Source organism: Streptomyces sp. NPDC013157 (assembly GCF_042899865.1).
Taxonomy (GTDB): Bacteria; Actinomycetota; Actinomycetes; order Streptomycetales; family Streptomycetaceae; genus Streptomyces.
On the sequence record NZ_JBIBAK010000023.1, the window covers coordinates 103,767 to 120,995 of the forward strand.

The window sequence follows — 17,229 nt, forward strand, 5'->3', positions numbered from 1 at the left end:
CGCCAGCCTTCGGCCGGGGGTGCCCCCAGCGCCCCTTCGGGGGCGCTGCCGAACCGCAGCGGACTTCGTCGGGCCGCTCGGCGGCCGCCGCGACCGCATGCGCGGGAGCGGCACGGGTCAGCCGCCCGGTGCCCCCGACGCCAGTGCGATGCCCAGCGGAGTCCGCTCGTACAGCACCTGGTGGCCGTAGCGGCGCGAGGTCAGCAGGCCCGCGTCGCGCAGTGCCGCCAGGTGTGCGGAGACCGAGGAGGGGGCGAGACGCAGCCGGTGGGCGAGGGCGGTGGTGGTGGCCGGTTCGGCGAGGGCGGCCAGGACCGTGGCGCGGCCCCGGCCCAGCAGCCGTACCAGGGTGTCGGGCGTGGTCTCGGCCGGGTCGGTCCACAGGCCGCCGATGCCCCGGGCCGGGTAGACCAGCGTGGGCCGGGCCGGCGGCTCGAAGGTGCTGATCACGTCCGGCCAGGTGAAGACGCTCGGCATCAGCACCAGGCCCTGCCCGCCCAGGCGCCGCTCGTACGCGCCGCCGGGCGAGGCCACGGTCAGCGTGCCGGGCCGCCAGCCGAACCGGTGGTGGATCTCCGGCAGCAGCCCGCCCAGACCGACCTCCGCGAGCCGCCGCGAGTGGAAGGCGATGTCCGCCTCCAGCAGGGCGCGCAGCCGGGGCCAGTCCGGGGCCACCAGCACGCGCCAGGCCTCCTCCAGCGCGTCCGTCAGCTCCCGGACCATGCGCGGCGGGTCGGCCAGCCACGCCCGGCCGGTCGCCGACCCCAGAGCGCCCGGCGTGTCCGCGAGCGAGCGCGCGGTGTCCGCCCGGGCCGTCTCCGGGTCCACCGCCCGCAGGGCCGCCAGTTCCTCCTCGACGGAGACCGCCGGACCGGTCGGCGGCGCGACCAGCCAGTCCGGCGAGTGGCCGCGCCGGGGCATCAGCAGCCAAAGCGGCCTCAGGTCGAGACCGGCCGCCACCGCCCGGATCCGCCGCAGCCAGGGCGCGTGATAGCCGTGCCGGTCCGGCCGCCGCAGCGTGCGCACCGCCTCCTGCGTCTCCCACAGCGGCGACACGGCGAACCGGCACCGGAGGAAGTCGTCCTCGTCGAAGTGGAGGTGGGAGGGCATGGCGGGACCGTTCCGGGGGGTGAAGGCGAAGATTCGGCTGGTGCCGAAACTCTAAGCGGTGGGCCGGAGCACGGGCACGCTGCCGTCCATGTCCGCGCCCGCCCTTGAGCGACCCGCCGGCTACGGCCGGGTCCTCGCCGTGCCCGAGTTCCGTGCCGTCTTCGCCGCCCACGTCCTGTCCATGCTCGGCGTGATCGTCAGCGAGATCGCGCTGTCCGTGCTGGTGTACGACCTCACGGGATCGCCCCTGCTCAGCGCCCTGACCTTCGCGCTGGGCTTCCTGCCCTACCTGGTCGGCGGCACCCTCCTGGCCCCGGTCGCCGACCGGTTCCCGGCCCGCCGGGTGCTGGTGGTGTGCGACCTGGTGTGCGCGGGCTGCGTGGCCGTGATGACGGTCCCGGGAACCGGGATCGGGGTGCTGCTCGGGCTGCGCTGCGCGCTCGCCGTCGTCTCGCCGGTGTTCGCCGGCACCCGGATGGCGACCCTCTCCGACGTCCTCGGCGGCGGCGACCTGTTCGTGCTCGGCCGCTCCCTGCTGCGGATCGTCGCACAGAGCGCCCTGCTGGTCGGCTACGGCCTCGGCGGACTGCTCCTCGCCGTCCTCGCCCCGCGGCACGCCCTGCTGATCACCGTCGGCACCTTCCTCGCCTCGGCCGCGCTGCTGCGCCTCGGCACCCGGCGCCGCCCCGCCCGCGCGCGGGCCCGGGAGGGCGGCGGCACCCGGCAGCCGTTCGCCGACCGCCGCATCCGTCTCCTGCTCCTCCTCTTCTGGGTCCCGGCGATGTTCGCCGTCGTCCCCGAGGCGCTCGCCGCCCCCTACGCCGACGCGCTCGGCACCGGATCCCCCGGGCTCGGGCTGCTGATGTGCGCGCTGCCGGTCGGCACGGTCGCCGGGGAGCTGTACGCGGGCGCCCGGCTCGGCCCGGCCGCCCGGGAGCGGATCGCCCTCCCGCTGGTCTGCCTCACCCTGCTGCCGTACCTGGGGTACGCCCTGCACCCGTCCCTCGCCCTCTCGCTGCTGCTCCTGCTGACGGCCGGGGCCGGGTCGGCGTACACGCTGGGCCTGGACCAGTGGTTCGTGCGGGCCGTGCCCGAGGAGCTGCGCGGCCGGGCCATGACCGTGCTCAGTGCCGGGCTGATGACGGTGCAGGGCGTCGGCATGGCGCTGGCGGGACTGGCGGCGGAGGCCGTGGGTGTGCGGGCGACCGTGGCGGGTGCGGGGGTGGTGGGGGCGGTCTGCTGCTGCGCCCTGGCGGCGGTGGCCCGGCGGTCGTCCCGGCCCGCCCCGGCAGAGGTGACCGAAAGCCGAGACACGGCTGACCCCTATATGACCGGCCGGTAGGGTCGGTGACGTGCCCAAGCCTCTCAGTCTCCCCTTCGACCCCATCGCCCGTGCCGACGACCTCTGGAAGCAGCGCTGGGGAAACGTCCCGTCGATGGCCGCGATCACGTCGATCATGCGGGCCCAGCAGATCCTGCTGGCCGAGGTCGACGCAGTGGTCAAGCCGTACGGGCTGACGTTCGCGCGCTACGAGGCGCTGGTGCTGCTCACCTTCTCGAAGGCCGGCGAACTGCCGATGTCGAAGATCGGCGAGCGGCTGATGGTGCACCCGACCTCGGTGACGAACACCGTCGACCGGCTGGTGAAGTCCGGTCTGGTCGACAAGCGGCCGAACCCCAACGACGGGCGCGGCACGCTCGCCACGATCACCGAGAAGGGCCGCGAGGTCGTCGAGGCGGCCACCCGCGACCTGATGGCGATGGACTTCGGGCTCGGCGTGTACGACGCCGAGGAGTGCGGGGAGATCTTCGCCATGCTGCGGCCGCTGCGGGTCCACGCGAACGACTTCGACGAGGATTGAATCCTCCCCTTCCTGGAGGGAGGGGAGTACTGGCTCAGGCCGCCTTCTGGAGCAGCGCTCCAGGAGGTCTTGCGCCATCGGGGCACATGCGTTCGCCTTCGCTCGGCTCGGCCGGGCGGGCGGGCGGGCGCGGTGGCGCTCCGCGTCCACGGGCGGGATGCGGTTCCTCCCCGGCGCGAACGCCGCGACCTTCGTGCCGGACACCAGGTGAACCTGCTGCCTGCCGAGCGGTGACCCGGGGCAAGATCTCCCGGAACGGGTGGTTACGCTCGTCCCCATGAAAAAGAGCGTGCTGACCCGCTACCGCGTCCTGGCCTATGTCACCGGTGTGCTGCTGGTGCTGCTGTGCCTGAGCATGATCGCCAAGTACGGGCTGGACATCGACGGTGCGGCCGACGTCACGCGCGTCGTCGCCATCGCGCACGGCTGGCTCTACGTCGTCTACCTGGTCTTCGCCTTCGACCTGGGCTCCAAGGCGAAGTGGCCGGTCGGCAAGCAGCTGTGGGTGCTGCTGGCGGGCACCATTCCGACCGCCGCGTTCTTCGTGGAGCGCAAGGTCACCCGCGAGCTGGACGCCCAGGTCGCCGAGGGTTCTCCGGTGGCCGCGAAGGTCCGGGCCTAGGCCGCAGTCCCCGGGACTCACCGCCGTACGGACACCCGTGCGGCGGTTTCCCATCGACATTTACTAGGACGTCCTAGTAAATTCGAAGGTATGGACGCTGACGCCATCGAGGAGGGCCGCCGACGCTGGCAGGCCCGTTACGACGCGGCCCGCAAGCGGGACGCCGACTTCACCACGCTCTCCGGGGACCCCGTGGAGCCGGTGTACGGGCCCCGGCCGGGGGACACTTACGAGGGATTCGAGCGGATCGGCTGGCCGGGGGAGTACCCCTTCACGCGCGGGTTGTATCCGACCGGCTACCGCGGGCGGACCTGGACCATCCGCCAGTTCGCCGGGTTCGGCAACGCCGAGCAGACCAACGAGCGCTACAAGATGATCCTCGCCAACGGCGGCGGCGGCCTCTCCGTGGCCTTCGACATGCCGACCCTCATGGGGCGGGACTCGGACGACGGGCGCTCGCTCGGCGAGGTCGGGCACTGCGGGGTCGCCATCGACTCCGCCGCCGACATGGAGGTCCTGTTCAAGGACATCCCGCTGGGCGACGTCACGACGTCCATGACCATCAGCGGGCCTGCCGTGCCCGTCTTCTGCATGTACCTCGTCGCCGCCGAACGGCAGGGCGTCGACCCGTCGGTCCTCAACGGCACGCTCCAGACCGACATCTTCAAGGAGTACATCGCCCAGAAGGAGTGGCTGTTCCAGCCCGAACCCCATCTGCGGCTCATCGGCGACCTGATGGAGTACTGCGCCGCCGGCATCCCCGCGTACAAGCCGCTCTCCGTCTCCGGCTACCACATCCGCGAGGCGGGCGCGACGGCCGCGCAGGAGCTGGCCTACACGCTCGCGGACGGCTTCGGCTACGTCGAGCTGGGGCTCTCCCGAGGCCTCGACGTGGACGTCTTCGCGCCCGGCCTCTCCTTCTTCTTCGACGCGCACGTCGACTTCTTCGAGGAGATCGCCAAGTTCCGGGCCGCGCGCCGGATCTGGGCGCGGTGGATGCGGGACGTGTACGGCTCCCGGTCCGACAAGGCGCAGTGGCTGCGCTTCCACACCCAGACCGCCGGTGTCTCGCTGACCGCCCAGCAGCCGTACAACAACGTGGTGCGTACGGCGGTGGAGGCGCTGGCGGCGGTGCTCGGCGGGACCAACTCGCTGCACACCAACGCCCTCGACGAGACCCTCGCCCTGCCGAGCGAGCAGGCCGCCGAGATCGCGCTGCGCACGCAGCAGGTGCTCATGGAGGAGACCGGTGTCGCCAACGTGGCCGACCCGCTGGGCGGTTCCTGGTACGTCGAGCAGCTGACCGACCGGATCGAGGCCGACGCCGAGAAGATCTTCGACCAGATCAAGGAGCGGGGGCTGCGCGCCCATCCGGACGGGCGGCACCCGATCGGGCCGGTCACCTCGGGCATCCTGCGCGGGATCGAGGACGGCTGGTTCACCGGCGAGATCGCCGAGTCCGCCTTCCAGTACCAGCAGGCGCTGGAGAAGGGCGACAAGCGGGTCGTGGGCGTCAACGTCCACACCGGGTCCGTCACCGGGGACCTGGAGATCCTGCGGGTCTCGCACGAGGTGGAGCGGGAGCAGGTGCGGGTGCTCGGCGCCCGGCGGGCCGCGCGGGACGAGGGCGCGGTGCGCGCCGCCCTGGACGCGATGCTGGGCGCCGCGCGGTCCGGCGCCAACATGATCGAGCCGATGCTGGAGGCCGTACGGGCCGAGGCGACCCTGGGTGAGATCTGCGGGGTGCTGCGGGACGAGTGGGGGGTGTACACGGAGCCGGCGGGGTTCTAGTCCCGTACCAGGGGGCTCCGCCCCCTGGACCCCCGAAACCCATGCCCACCCACCACCCGACTCGGTCGGCCGAGAAGTGGCCGCCCGGGTGGGCTCGGTGGGGTGAGGTGTGGCTGCCTGGGTGGGCTCGGTCGGACGAGGAGTGGCCGCTCCGGCCGGCCAGGTGGGCCGGGCGGCGGTCGGGCCGGTCGGGGCGGTGGGGCGGGGTGGGGCTGCTCAGGGCTGCTCGGTCGCCGGTGGGGCGGCGAGACCGAGCAGCAGGACTCGGGTGAAGTCGCGGACCCACTCCTCGTCCGCCGGCTTGCCGCTCATCAGGGTGCGGTGGACCACCGCACCCGCCACCATGTCGAAGATCAGGTCCACCGTGCGGGCGGCCTCCTCCGGGTCCGGCTCGGTGGGGAGTTCGCCCCGGCACTGCGCCCGGGCCCGGCCCTCCAGGACCAGCCGCTTCTGGCGGTCCACGATGGACGTGCGGATACGTTCCCGCAGCGCGTCGTCGCGGGTCGACTCGGCGACCGCCGCCATCAGGCCGCTCCGGGCCTCCGGGCGGTCCAGGATCGCCGCGAACTGCAGCACGACGCCCTCGATGTCGTTCGCCAGGCTGCCGCGGTCGGGGAGTTCGAGTTCGTCGAACAGTTCCGCCACCGCGTCGACGACGAGTTCGTTCTTGCCGGCCCAGCGGCGGTAGAGGGTCGTCTTTGCAACCCCGGCCCGCGTGGCCACGTCTCCCAGGGTGAGCTTGGACCAGCCCAGTTCGACCAGCGCCTGCCGCGTCGCCGCCAGGATCGCCGCGTCCGCGGCGGCGCTGCGCGGGCGGCCGGTACGTCCGGCGGGGGTGCGGCTCTGCATCCCACGACCATAACCGGCGGTTCATGTGATGCCGTGAGGGAGATCACCGGAAAGTGGTGTCGCGCGGGTCCCGGATGGCATTACGCTACGGGTCGTAGCGAAAGCTCGTGGGTGACCGCACGGGCGACGACCATGGCGTGGGGTGGGGACCCGGCGCCGTCGATGAACACAGGTTCGGCCCGGCTTTCACAACGCTTTTCACACACGCGCGGGAACGGGGGAGGATAGACGCATGCAGCCACGGAACATGTCCATGAGCGGCGTCGTCGACCTCGCCGCGGTCAAGGCGGCCCAAGAGGCCAAGACCAAGGCCGAGCAGGCGCGCGCCGAAGCGGCCCGGCAGGGTGGTGCCGGTGCCGTGTCCCCGGCCGATCTGGTCATCGACGTCGACGAAGCCGGCTTCGAGCGCGAAGTCCTCCAGCGGTCCGCCGAAGTCCCCGTCGTCATCGACTTCTGGGCCGAGTGGTGTCAGCCCTGCAAGCAGCTGAGCCCGGTCCTCGAGCGCCTCGCCGTCGAGTACAACGGCCGCTTCCTGCTGGCGAAGATCGACGTCGACGCCAACCAGATGCTGATGCAGCAGTTCGGGGTCCAGGGGATCCCGGCGGTGTTCGCCGTCGTCGCCGGGCAGGCGCTGCCCCTCTTCCAGGGTGCGGCCGGCGAGGAGCAGATCCGCGGGACGCTGGATCAGCTGGTCCAGGTCGCCGAGCAGCGGTTCGGCCTGACCGGCCTCGTCGTCGACCCCGACGCGGAGCCGGGGGTCCAGGCCGGCCCCGCGGCGGCGCCCGCGGGGCCTTACGACGCGCTCCTGGAGGCCGCCGTCCAGGCGCTGGACGCGGGCGACTTCGGCGGTGCGGTCCAGGCGTACAAGAACGTGCTGAGCGACGACCCGGCCAACAGCGAGGCCAAGCTGGGGCTCGCACAGGCCGAGTTGCTCCAGCGGGTGCAGGGGATGGACCCCCAGCAGGTGCGCAGGGACGCGGCCGAGAAGCCGGCCGACGCCGGGGCGCAGATCGCGGCCGCCGACCTGGACCTGGTGGGCGGGCATGTCGAGGACGCCTTCGGGCGGCTGATCGAGACCGTCCAGCGGACCGCCGGGGACGACCGGGATGCCGTGCGGCGGCGGCTTCTTGAGCTCTTCGAGGTCGTGGGCACCGACGACCCGCGGGTCGTGGGAGCACGCAGGGCGCTGGCGCGCGCGCTGTTCTAGGCAACGATCTGAACACGGGCCTGACCAGTCGCTAAACGTCACGTCCTGTGATGCCCGAGTGAAAGATTTGCCGAGACGGGGCCACGGCGGCCGCTCTTTACCAAATCTTGGTAATCGCGGCCGCTGTTACTCGGAGTAAATCAGGGCTGTTGGTCTGTCTGTTTTCGTCCACTGATCAACTGTTTTGCTCTGCCTCTGAATGCCACCCAGAGTCGCGCTCCGGGACCGGTGGGTCGTCCTTCGGTTATCCGCCCGTTACTACCGAGTAACGAAGCCCCTTGTGCGGGCGGCGAGAATGCACCACGATCGGCGACGCTCGGTCCATTCCCGTACCCCGACAGCCGGTCGGGCCGCGGGTTCATCTGGGTCCCCACCGAGCAGAGTCGGCGGCAGTGACGCCGGCTCTTGGGCAGGGGGGTCTTCGCCTCACGGTGAAGCCTGTCCAGCAAGGTTGTGCGTGATGCGTGTCAGGCGCGACCAGTGGTTGTCGCTCGGGGGTGATCGCCGGTGATCGAGGTGCGTTCGTGCCTCCGAGTACGGGCGCTCCCCTTCCGAGGACGTAGCACTTCTCCCATCCCTGCCCGGCCGAGCCGCCGTTGGGGGCGATTCCGGGCCAGGAGATGTACGTCCGAGAAGGAGGAAATATGGAGTCCCAGGTGCGTGGCGGGACCAGATGGAAGCGGTTCGCTGTGGTCATGGTGCCCAGCGTCGCCGCCACGGCGTGTATAGGTGTCGCCCTCGCGCAGGGCGCTCTCGCCGCGTCGTTCAGCGTGTCGGGCCAGCAGTTCAAGGTCTCGGCCGACTCGCTCGAGGGTGACGGCTTCGAACAGTACGGTGCTGTCGACATGGGCAGCAGCGCCACCAAGGCGAACACTCACCCGGTGGCGGTGTCGGCGTTCAACAGCGCGACCATCACCAACCTGTGCCAGTCCGTGGTCACGCCGAACGTGCCGTTCTTCGGGAACGTCAGCCTGATCCTGCACGCGGGCGCCGACGCGAAGAAGCCGGTCGAGGCCACCAAGCTGTACATCGACCTCGACGACCTCACCGCCGACGCGACGTTCACCAACATCAACATCGGTGTCGCCGCCGGAAGCATGAGCAAGGGTCCTGGCATCAAGCAGGACGAGGTCAGCAAGGGGCTGGCCAACCCGAACGGGTTCGGACAGGAGGCGGACCACGCCTCGCTGACCGGCGTGAAGCAGACGGCGTGGGCCACCACTGCCGGAACCTTCAAGCTGAGCGGTCTGCACATGTCGGTCTCGACTTCGGGCGCGGAGTGCTACTGAGCACTCCGTGACGGGCGGGGGAGCCGATGGCACCCCCGCCCGTCCACCTTCCGCCCACGGTCTTCACGCGTGGTGCACAGCACCACCCCTGCACCACCACAGCAACACCACCACAGCAACGCCGCACCAGGGAGCTGTTTTCCATGAGCGCCGAGACCCCTGCCGCCGCACCCGGCCAGTTCACCCGCCGGAGGCTGCAGTTCCGCGCCTGGCGGGGCACGCGGCCGTTCTGGGCCGGTCTGTACATCCTGCTCGCCGGCTTTCCGATCATGTACTTCCCGTACGCGCATCTCCAGCTCGGCAACCTGACGGTCGCGATGTCGACCACCGCAGGCGCCGGATCCCTGATCATCGGCGTGCTGCTCGTCGTCCTGGGCGTCAGCCTCTGGTTCCAGAAGCACATCCGCACGTTCGCGGGAGTCGCCGCGATCCTGCTGGCGCTGGTGTCCCTCCCCGTGTCCAACTTCGGCGGCTTCGTCATGGGCTTCCTGTTCGCCCTGATCGGCGGAGCGATGGCCGTGGCCTGGGGGCCGGGTACGCCCAAGCAGCCGCAGCCGGAGGGCGACGTGCCGCCGGCCGGGAGCGGCGCCCCGGAGGAGGCCGCCTACCACCCGGGTCCGGACGGCGTGGGCGACGGGGGCACCTCCCAGGCCCCTCAGGCGCTGGGGGAGAACGACCTGTCAGGAACGAGCCCGCTGAACGGGGCGAACGGGAGGCACAGTGCCGGCTGACGAGGTGACCCACGGGACTGATGTGGACGAGTCCCGTGCGAGAACCGGGCCGCGGCATGCGGCGCCCAAGAAGCCGCTGTTCACCAGGTTCCACATGCCGGCGGGCAAGGCGATAGCCTCCGTCGCGATGCCGACGGCCGTGCTCATGGGCTTCGGGTTCACGTCGACGCTGGCCATCGCCGACACCAACAGCACGTCGTCGGCGTCGTCGAAGAGCCTTGCCGAGGACTACAAGGACTGCGTCTCGGCCCTGGACTCCGCCTCGCCCTCCGCCTCGGCGGGCGCGAGCGACAAGGCCACGGACTCGGCCTCGCCGTCGGCGACGGCGTCGGACGACGCCAAGGACTCGTCGTCGTCGGGCAAGTCGTCCTCGTCGGATTCAGGTTCCGACGACACGGCCACGCCGACGCCGTCCGCCTCCAAGTCGTCCTCGTCCTCGGGCGATTCGGGTTCCTCGGACTCGTCGGGGTCCGGTTCGTCGGGCTCCGGGAGCACGGCGACCCCGTCCGCCTCCGCGAGCAGCACCAGCAGCAGCGGTGGCGGTCTGCTGGACTCGATCGGGAATGCGATCGGCAGCATTCTGAGCGGCGGCAGCACGACGAGCTCGTCCTCGTCGGACTCCACCGCGAGCGCGACCCCGTCGCCGTCGGCATCCGCGTCCTCCGACTCGTCGTCCTCGTCCTCGTCGGGCAAGGACAGCGGCTCCGACACCGTGTCCAAGACCGTCAAGAAGGTCACGGACACCGTGAAGGACACCACCGACACGGCGACGAAGGCAGCCGGTGACGTCACCAAGACGGCCGAGGACGCCGCCTCCACCGCCGCCTCCAGCGCCTCGCCGAGCCCGTCCGCGAGCTCCAGCACGTCGGCCGCCAACTGCGACGCCGCCACCGACGACGTGAGCGGTGTCGACAACAAGGTCGCGGTCGCGGACGACCCCTGGTACCTGGGCGCCAGCTCGCTGACGCTGAAGGGCGCCGACTACCAGGGCATCGTCGAGGTGAAGACGGCCAGCGGCAAGACGAAGAAGGTGCTGAAGTACGTCATCTCGGGTGGCACCGACATCGGTGACCTGCACCAGACGGTGAAGGACACCAAGATCAACAAGACGTACCACGTGCAGGCCGCGTCCGGTTCGACCTCCACGATCCGCAACGGCGCCACGACGATGTACACGGAGTCGATCTCGGGCAACCTGTTCGGCCTGATCCCGATCACGTTCGACCCGGACAACCCGCCGCCGCTGAACATCCCGCTGATCTACTTCACCAACGTGAAGGTCGTCCAGGCGGCCCAGTTCGGCGGCACCCTGCACGTGCCCGGGATGCACGTCTACACGACCGACGGCACCAGCTGAGCGCCACCACAGACCCTTCCGGGAGCCGCGCAGAGAGCTGTGGCCCGGCCGTCCGCCCAGTGCGGCGACCGGGCCACAGTGCTGTCCGGGGTCCCTTTGGCATCGTCCGCCTGGGCCTTGATAAATCATTAACAGCTTTCACACCGTCCTCATAAGGCTGCGCTTGCCGCGTGCATGACCAAGCGCGCGGCGTGGGGGAGGTGCCAGGCGGCCGCGACCGGTTCGCGGCGCCTTCGGCGTGCGTGTCCGCGACGTCCCCCGTCGACGCCGACGACGGAGTCGGGGTCGGCAAGAGCGCCGAGCGGATCGGGGAGGGCCGCCCGCTGGGGTCGGTCGCGGACGACGAGATCGGCGAGACCCTGGAACTGCTGTGGGGCACCGCAGCGGTCAACACCTGGAACGCCCGCCGGGCGGCGGTGCTCTCGTGGCTGGGCTGGTGCGAGTCGTACGGCTACGACGGCCCGGCGGTCCCGGCCTGGACGAAGCGGCTGTCGGTGCCGGACTCCGAGACCCCGGCCCGCTCGAAGATGGCCGTGGACCGGCTGATCGCCCGGCGCGAGGTCCATCTGCGGGAGAAGACGCTGTGGCGGATGCTCTACGAGACCGCTGCACGCGCGGAGGAGATCCTCGGCGTGAACATCGAGGACCTGGACCTCGCCGCCCGCGGCTGTCCGGTCAAGGCCAAGGGCGCCCGCAGCAAGGTCCGCCGCCGCGGGCAGGCCCGCGAGGACTTCGTGCTGGAGACGGTCTACTGGGACGCCGGCACCGCCCGGCTCCTGCCCCGGCTGCTGCGCCGCCGCACACGCGGACCGGTGTTCGTCACCCACCGCCGCCCCGGCCCGGGGAAGGTCGTCAGTCCGCGCGACGTGTGCCCGGACACCGGCCTGGCCCGCCTCTCCTACGGCCAGGCCCGCGCCCTCCTCGACGAGCACACCGCCGTGCGCGGGCCGGGGACGGGCCGGGACCTGCACGAGTACCGCCACGGGGCCCTGACTCACCTCGGCGAGCAGGGCGCCTCCCTGCTGATGCTGATGCTGATGGCGAAGTCGAGGCACAAGAAACCGGAAAACGTCCGCCGCTACTTCAAGCCGTCCCCCGAGGCGATCTCGGAGCTGACCAGTCTGCTCGCACCTGGCGACAGCCGCCGGTGAATGTACGGTGCTGCCGGGACGGGTGCGTATCCGATGCGGGCCGTGGTGGGGATGGGGCACTTGCTATAATCCAGCAGTCGGCCTTCGGCGCCCCAAGTTGGGTGCGCGCGAAGGCTTTTTTCATGCCTTCTGACACATCTGCCTCCGGCACTCCGCCCACCACCTACCGTGACCTGCTCCGCAACCGTGAATTCGTCGGCCTGTACGCCAGCTTCACGCTGACGGTCGCCGCGAGCACTTTGTCGGGCTTCGCGCTCGGCACGCTGGTCAACCAGCAGACCAAGTCCCCGTTCCTGACCGCTGTGAGCATGTACGGTGCCACCTTCGCGACGGTACTCGGTGCGCTGACGCTGATGTCGGTCGCGGACGGAAGCCGTCCTCGCCGGACCCTCGTCGCGCTCCAATGCGTCTCGCTCGTAGGTGTTGCGGCACAGGCGGTTCCAGGGCTGCCGCTCGCCGCCCGGTTCGGTCTGCTCCTTGTACTGGGCTTCTTCCAGTCCCTGGGAACGGGCGCACGGATGGGGCTGCTCGCCGAGGTGGTGCCGACCTCCACCTATGCACTGGCACGTTCGCTGATGAACATCACCTCGGGAGGCATGGCCATCCTCGGCTACGCCAGCGGCGCCGTACTGCTGCGGTACCTGAGCCCGCAGGAGGTCTTCGCCGTCGCGACAGCCCTGACCGGCGGAGGATTGATCACCGTGGCGGTGACAGTCCGGGAACGTTCGATCCGTCTGACCCGTCGCCCCGGACTGCGCCAGACCTGGACGACGAACATCGAGCTTTTCTCCCACTCCGGCCAGCGCGCGCTGCTGCTGAACCTGTGGGTCCCCAACGGTCTGATCGTTGGCTGCGAGGCCCTGTTCATCTCCTACGCCCCTCATCACGCCGGCGTCTTCCTGGCCGCCGGATCGGCAGGCATGCTCTTCGGTGACCTTGCTGTCGGGCGGCTGTTCACCGCCGAGCAGAGGCGCCGCTACGCATTCGCCCTGCGACTGCTGCTCGCCGCCCCCTACCTGCTGTTCGCCGTCCACCCGCCCGTGCTGGTGGCGACAGCCGCGGTGTTCATCGCCAGTGCCGGCTTTGCTGCCACCCTGCCGCTTCAGGAGCAGCTTCTGGAGTTGACCCCTGATCCGGTCCGTGGCCAGGTCCAGGGAGTTGAGTCCGCCGGCCGGATGACGTGGCAAGGTATCGGAGCCGCGATCGCTGGCGGCATTGCCCAGCACTTCACTTCTGGCACGGCCATCACCTTTGTCGCCGCCGTCTCCATCGCCATCACCGTCTGCTCCCGGCCCTTCGTGGTCCGCGCCCGAGCCGTCCGCGTCCAGGCGGCCAACGCATAGAGTCCCCACGACGGTGCGAGCGGCGGGCGCGGCCAGACGCGCCCGCCGCGTCTCGCTACTCGTCGACAGCGTCCGGGGCACGGAGGGGCCGCAGGCCGCCGGGCAGGTCAGGGAGCTGGAAGGAATACCGGCCCAGCGATCCCGCTCGGCCGGTACTCGTTCAAGCTGCCCGAGCTGCCCGGCGGGATGCGCCCGCTGCGTGACAAGGACGCCACCGACGACGAGTGACGTCATACGAATGGTTCATCGTGGTCGCCACCATCTTGACCTAGGCGTCTGCGCTGGCCAGGCCCCGGAGAGGGGTACGGGAGCCGTCACACCGGCCGGAGCTGTTACGGCTTCGCGGATCCGTTCGGCGGCCCAGCGTGCCCGGTACGCCTTCTGCCGGCAGGCGGGCCGGCGTCCCGGCGGTGACCGTGGCCCAGGGCGAACTGGTCCGGCTTCTCGTCGTTGGTCAGGTTCCCGTTTACCGGGGTGAGCGCCCGACGGCGAGCCGACCCGGTGCGTGGGCGCGGGGCCAGCTCCTGGTATCAGTGCGGCGTGACCTTGCCTGCTGGCTGATCACTTCGCCTGAGAGAGCGAGACCGCGTCAGGGCCGGCGGGGAATCGCAGCTGGCCCGTCGTGTCGTGCACGGCTCGCCACACTGTCTCGGCGACGTCGCTCTCCTTGGTGAACAGGTCCTGGCCCGTGAAGTCGCCCATGGCCTTCTTCGCCCATGGTGCATAGGGCGCCGGGACCAGCTCGTCCAGCGAGGCGCCCTTCGTCGCGTTGGCCGCGAAGTTCGTCGTCAGGCAGGCGCCCGGCTCGACCGTCTTCGCCCGCACACCGAACGGCGCGAGCTCGAGCGCGAGGGAGGCGGTGAACCCCTCGATGGCCATCTTGCTCGCCTTGTAGACGGCCGAGAGCGGCATGTGCCCCAGCACCACGCTCGAGGTCACGTTCACCACCACGCCGGAGCCACGCTCGCGGAACTGGGGCAGCACCGCCTGCGTCATCGCCATCACGCCGAACGTGTTGGTCTCGAAGACCTCCCGCACTCGGGCCATGGGGGTGCCCTCGAACACGCTGATCGAGGGCAGGCCCGCGTTGTTGACCAGGACATCGATGGGGCCCTCGGCCTCGAACGCGGCGGTGATGCTCTCGGGCCTGGTCACGTCGAGCTCGATGACGCGGAGCCGGTCCGACTCAGGAAGGACGCCTGGACGCGGCGTCCGCATCGTGGCGATGACGTTCCACCCCTGCGAGTGGAAGTAGAGGGCGGTCTCCCGCCCGTACCCGGATGAGGTACCAGTGATCAGAACTGTCTTCATGTTGTGCCCCTTTGCGATGTGGTGGGATCCATACGGGTAGGCAGGCATTTTCCTGCTCCACGGGAGAACCGGTGATCCCATTGAATCGCTCTGACCTGCGGAGATAGTAGAACTATCCTCGCTACTTCTTGCACGATCCTCCAGTAAAGCCCACCCAGGTCAGGGCAGGAGACCTGCCGGCGCACGCACGGCCTGACGCAGGCGGGCGGCGTCCTGGCTGGGGGGCGCGCCGAACTGGCGGCGGTACTCCCGGCTGAACTGCGACGGGTTGTCGTAGCCGACGCGGTGGCCGACTCCGGTGACGTCTCCGGGGTGGGTGGCAAGCAGCAGCCGGGCCTCCTGGAGCCGGATCTGCTTCTGGAACTGGATGGGGCTCATCGCGGTCACCGCTTGGAAGTTGCGGTAGAAGGCGGAGACGCCCATGCCGGACTGCCGCGCCACGTCCTCGACCCGGAAGGGCTGCGCGTAGTGCTCGCGGATCCAGCGCACGGCCCGCGAGATGTGGCTGAGGCTGCTGTCGGCCAGGCCGAGCTGGCGAACCGTCGCACCCTGCTCGCCGGTGATCAGACGCCACAGGATCTCGCGCTTGACCAGCGGGGCCAGTACGGCCCGGTCACGGGGCTCGTCGAGCAGGCGCAGCAGCCGGACCACCGCGTCCAGCAGCGCGGCCGGAGCGTCACTGACGGCGATCCCCGACGGCGCGCCCCCGCTGCTCCGGGGGGCGTCTCCGGGCCCGGCCTCAAGCAGCAGCTCGGCAACGGCGGACGGTTCCAGGACGAGACCGACCCCCAGCGCCGGCTGCTTGGGGTCGGCCTGGGTGAACTGTCCTGTGACAGGCAGATCGACGGATGCAACCAGGTACTGCCCGGGCCCGTACTCGAACACCCTCTCACCCAGGGCGAGGCGTTTGGCGCCCTGCGCGATGACCGCCAGGAGCGTGCCGGACATCGAAGGCGCCGGCGGATCAGGGCGGTCGACCTTCGAGATGAGGACGCCGTCGAGGGCGGTGGTCCAGTCGGGCCGCGCATGGCGGGCCAGCAGGGTGCGGAGTTCTTCGAGGTACATGCGTCCATTGCAGCACCATTCCGCGCCGCGGTTCCCAAAGCTGCGAGGATCGTGCAAGTACGAACGAGTATCGGTCTAACGTTTCCGCAGGTCAACCCGCTTGAATGGAATCACCGCACTCCATCACCGAAGAGGAAGAGAAGGAATCCATGATTGCCAACTACGGCTTCAGCGCCACCCTGACCGCCAGGCCTGGTATGGGCGACCAGCTCGTCGACCTGCTGCTGACCGGACTGAACGAGGGCAGCCCCGGCGCGAGCGAATACTGCCTCGTCTACCTCGTCTCCCGCTCCGCGTCCGACCCCGACGTCGTCCACGTCGCCGAAGGCTGGACCAGCGAGGAGGACCACCACCGCGTCTTCGCCGGCAAGACCGCCCAGGCCATCGTGGCGCAGATCGACCCGCTGCTCGCCAAGGACTCCGAGTACACCGACTACGTTCCGGTCCGCGGCAAATCCGCCCTCTGACCCGCCGAACACCCCACATCCCAGCGTCTGCCGCCTCGGTGCCCACCGAGGCGGCCCCCGTCCTCGCCCTACCGTCCCGCCACCACCCACGAGAGGCAACGACCATGACCACAGCACGCCCCTCCCTCGACCCCGAACTGCATGAACTCCTGGCCGACATGCCGCTGATGTCCCAGCTCAGCCCGGAAGTGCTGGCGCAGGTACGCCCCTTCTCCTCGACGCCCGTCGAACCCCTCCTCGAAGGTCGCGCTATCGACCGGCACGAGGTCACCGTTGCGAGTTCGGACGGCACCCCGATCCCCTTGTCCGTCTTCAGCCCCGCGAACAGCGATCGCACCGCTGCCGCACCCTGCGTCTACTGGATGCACGGCGGCGGGATGGTCATGGGCGACCGCTTCTCACAGATCGACATCCCGCTGGAGTGGCTCGACGAGTTCGGCGCCGTCGTGGTCTCCGTCGACTACCGGCTCGCGCCCGAGTCCACCGGCACCATCCCGGTCGACGACTGCTACCAGGGACTGCTCTGGATCGCCGACCACGCCGCCGAACTGGGCATCGACCCCGCCCGGATCATCGTCGCAGGCGCTAGCGCGGGCGGCGGCCTCGCCGCCGGCGTCACCCTGCTGGCCCGCGACCTCGGCACCCCGACGATCGCCGCCCAAGTCCTGATCGGCCCCATGCTCGACCACCGCAACACCACCACCTCCAGCCTCCAGTACTCGAACGGGCCCGGCGTCTGGACCCGCGAGATGAACGGATTCGGATGGCGCTGCCTCCTCGGCGACCTCACCGACGACGAGGTACCCGCATACGTCTCACCCGCCCTGGCCGACGACCTCGCGGGCCTGCCGACCACCTACATCGACACCGGCTCCGCCGAAGTCTTCCGCGACGAGGACACCGCCTACGCCACCCGCATCTGGGCGGCCGGCGGCCAGGCCGAACTCCACGTCTGGGCAGGCGGCTTCCACGGATTCGACGCCCTGTACCCGCAGGCACACATCTCGGCCACAGCCCGCCGAACCCGCACCGACTGGCTCGCCCGGCTCCTGCCCACGAACCCCGCCGCATAGG

The 17,229-nt window shown here is 70.5% G+C and carries 16 protein-coding genes; 12 read left to right on the forward strand and 4 right to left on the reverse strand.

The genetic code is table 11. The features are described 5' to 3' along the window. Nucleotides 1-117: 117 nt before the first annotated feature. Nucleotides 118-1,110: a DUF5937 family protein gene (locus ACFY6U_RS46240; RefSeq protein ID WP_390048277.1), complete on the reverse strand. Its 993-nt coding sequence runs from the start codon at nucleotides 1,108-1,110 to the stop codon at nucleotides 118-120. 88 nt (nucleotides 1,111-1,198) lie between these two features. Between ACFY6U_RS46240 and ACFY6U_RS46245 the strand changes: the two genes are divergently transcribed. The 4 genes from ACFY6U_RS46245 to ACFY6U_RS46260 all read left to right on the forward strand — a co-directional run bounded on the left by ACFY6U_RS46245 (nucleotide 1,199) and on the right by ACFY6U_RS46260 (nucleotide 5,385). Continuing rightward, entirely contained in the window at nucleotides 1,199-2,452 is a 1,254-nt protein-coding gene (locus tag ACFY6U_RS46245; RefSeq protein ID WP_390048279.1) for an MFS transporter, read from the forward strand. Between the two features lie 10 nt (nucleotides 2,453-2,462). Further along, entirely contained in the window at nucleotides 2,463-2,972 is a 510-nt protein-coding gene (locus ACFY6U_RS46250) for a MarR family winged helix-turn-helix transcriptional regulator (RefSeq protein ID WP_390048281.1), read from the forward strand. A gap of 277 nt (nucleotides 2,973-3,249) precedes the next feature. Next, nucleotides 3,250-3,594, forward strand: a complete 345-nt coding sequence (locus tag ACFY6U_RS46255; protein WP_390048282.1) for a DUF3817 domain-containing protein — start codon at nucleotides 3,250-3,252, stop codon at nucleotides 3,592-3,594. A 90-nt stretch (nucleotides 3,595-3,684) separates the two neighbouring features. Continuing rightward, on the forward strand, nucleotides 3,685-5,385 hold the full coding sequence (locus ACFY6U_RS46260) for a methylmalonyl-CoA mutase (RefSeq protein ID WP_390048284.1): 1,701 nt from the start codon (nucleotides 3,685-3,687) through the stop codon (nucleotides 5,383-5,385). A 216-nt stretch (nucleotides 5,386-5,601) separates the two neighbouring features. On the opposite strand, the gene ACFY6U_RS46265 is transcribed toward ACFY6U_RS46260, so the two are convergent. Further along, nucleotides 5,602-6,234 carry a TetR/AcrR family transcriptional regulator gene (locus tag ACFY6U_RS46265; RefSeq protein ID WP_390048286.1) on the reverse strand — a complete coding sequence of 211 codons (633 nt, stop codon included), beginning with the start codon at nucleotides 6,232-6,234 and terminating at the stop codon, nucleotides 5,602-5,604. A 232-nt stretch (nucleotides 6,235-6,466) separates the two neighbouring features. On the opposite strand from ACFY6U_RS46265, the gene ACFY6U_RS46270 reads away from it, so the two are divergent. The 6 genes from ACFY6U_RS46270 to ACFY6U_RS46295 all read left to right on the forward strand — a co-directional run bounded on the left by ACFY6U_RS46270 (nucleotide 6,467) and on the right by ACFY6U_RS46295 (nucleotide 13,312). Further along, nucleotides 6,467-7,441, forward strand: a complete 975-nt coding sequence (locus ACFY6U_RS46270) for a tetratricopeptide repeat protein (RefSeq protein WP_390048288.1) — start codon at nucleotides 6,467-6,469, stop codon at nucleotides 7,439-7,441. A gap of 644 nt (nucleotides 7,442-8,085) precedes the next feature. Continuing rightward, nucleotides 8,086-8,730, forward strand: coding sequence for a DUF6230 family protein (locus tag ACFY6U_RS46275; protein ID WP_390048290.1), 645 nt, complete (start codon nucleotides 8,086-8,088; stop codon nucleotides 8,728-8,730). A 143-nt stretch (nucleotides 8,731-8,873) separates the two neighbouring features. Then, the gene (locus tag ACFY6U_RS46280; protein WP_390048292.1) at nucleotides 8,874-9,461 is read left to right on the forward strand and encodes a DUF6114 domain-containing protein; all 588 of its coding nucleotides are present in this window, start codon (nucleotides 8,874-8,876) and stop codon (nucleotides 9,459-9,461) included. Beyond that, entirely contained in the window at nucleotides 9,451-10,818 is a 1,368-nt protein-coding gene (locus ACFY6U_RS46285; RefSeq protein WP_390048293.1) for a hypothetical protein, read from the forward strand. Before ACFY6U_RS46280 ends, ACFY6U_RS46285 begins: the two co-directional genes overlap by 11 nt. 242 nt (nucleotides 10,819-11,060) lie before the next feature. Beyond that, nucleotides 11,061-11,969, forward strand: a complete 909-nt coding sequence (locus tag ACFY6U_RS46290) for a site-specific integrase (protein WP_390048295.1) — start codon at nucleotides 11,061-11,063, stop codon at nucleotides 11,967-11,969. 122 nt (nucleotides 11,970-12,091) lie between these two features. Further along, on the forward strand, nucleotides 12,092-13,312 hold the full coding sequence (locus ACFY6U_RS46295; RefSeq protein WP_390048297.1) for an MFS transporter: 1,221 nt from the start codon (nucleotides 12,092-12,094) through the stop codon (nucleotides 13,310-13,312). A gap of 561 nt (nucleotides 13,313-13,873) precedes the next feature. On the opposite strand, the gene ACFY6U_RS46300 is transcribed toward ACFY6U_RS46295, so the two are convergent. Next, entirely contained in the window at nucleotides 13,874-14,623 is a 750-nt protein-coding gene (locus ACFY6U_RS46300) for an SDR family oxidoreductase (protein ID WP_390048298.1), read from the reverse strand. A 159-nt stretch (nucleotides 14,624-14,782) separates the two neighbouring features. Beyond that, nucleotides 14,783-15,688: an AraC family transcriptional regulator N-terminal domain-containing protein gene (locus tag ACFY6U_RS46305; RefSeq protein WP_390048300.1), complete on the reverse strand. Its 906-nt coding sequence runs from the start codon at nucleotides 15,686-15,688 to the stop codon at nucleotides 14,783-14,785. A gap of 149 nt (nucleotides 15,689-15,837) precedes the next feature. Between ACFY6U_RS46305 and ACFY6U_RS46310 the strand changes: the two genes are divergently transcribed. Next, nucleotides 15,838-16,155, forward strand: coding sequence for a putative quinol monooxygenase (locus tag ACFY6U_RS46310; RefSeq protein WP_225080608.1), 318 nt, complete (start codon nucleotides 15,838-15,840; stop codon nucleotides 16,153-16,155). Between the two features lie 104 nt (nucleotides 16,156-16,259). Then, on the forward strand, nucleotides 16,260-17,228 hold the full coding sequence (locus tag ACFY6U_RS46315; RefSeq protein WP_390048302.1) for an alpha/beta hydrolase: 969 nt from the start codon (nucleotides 16,260-16,262) through the stop codon (nucleotides 17,226-17,228). Nucleotide 17,229: the final 1 nt, after the last annotated feature.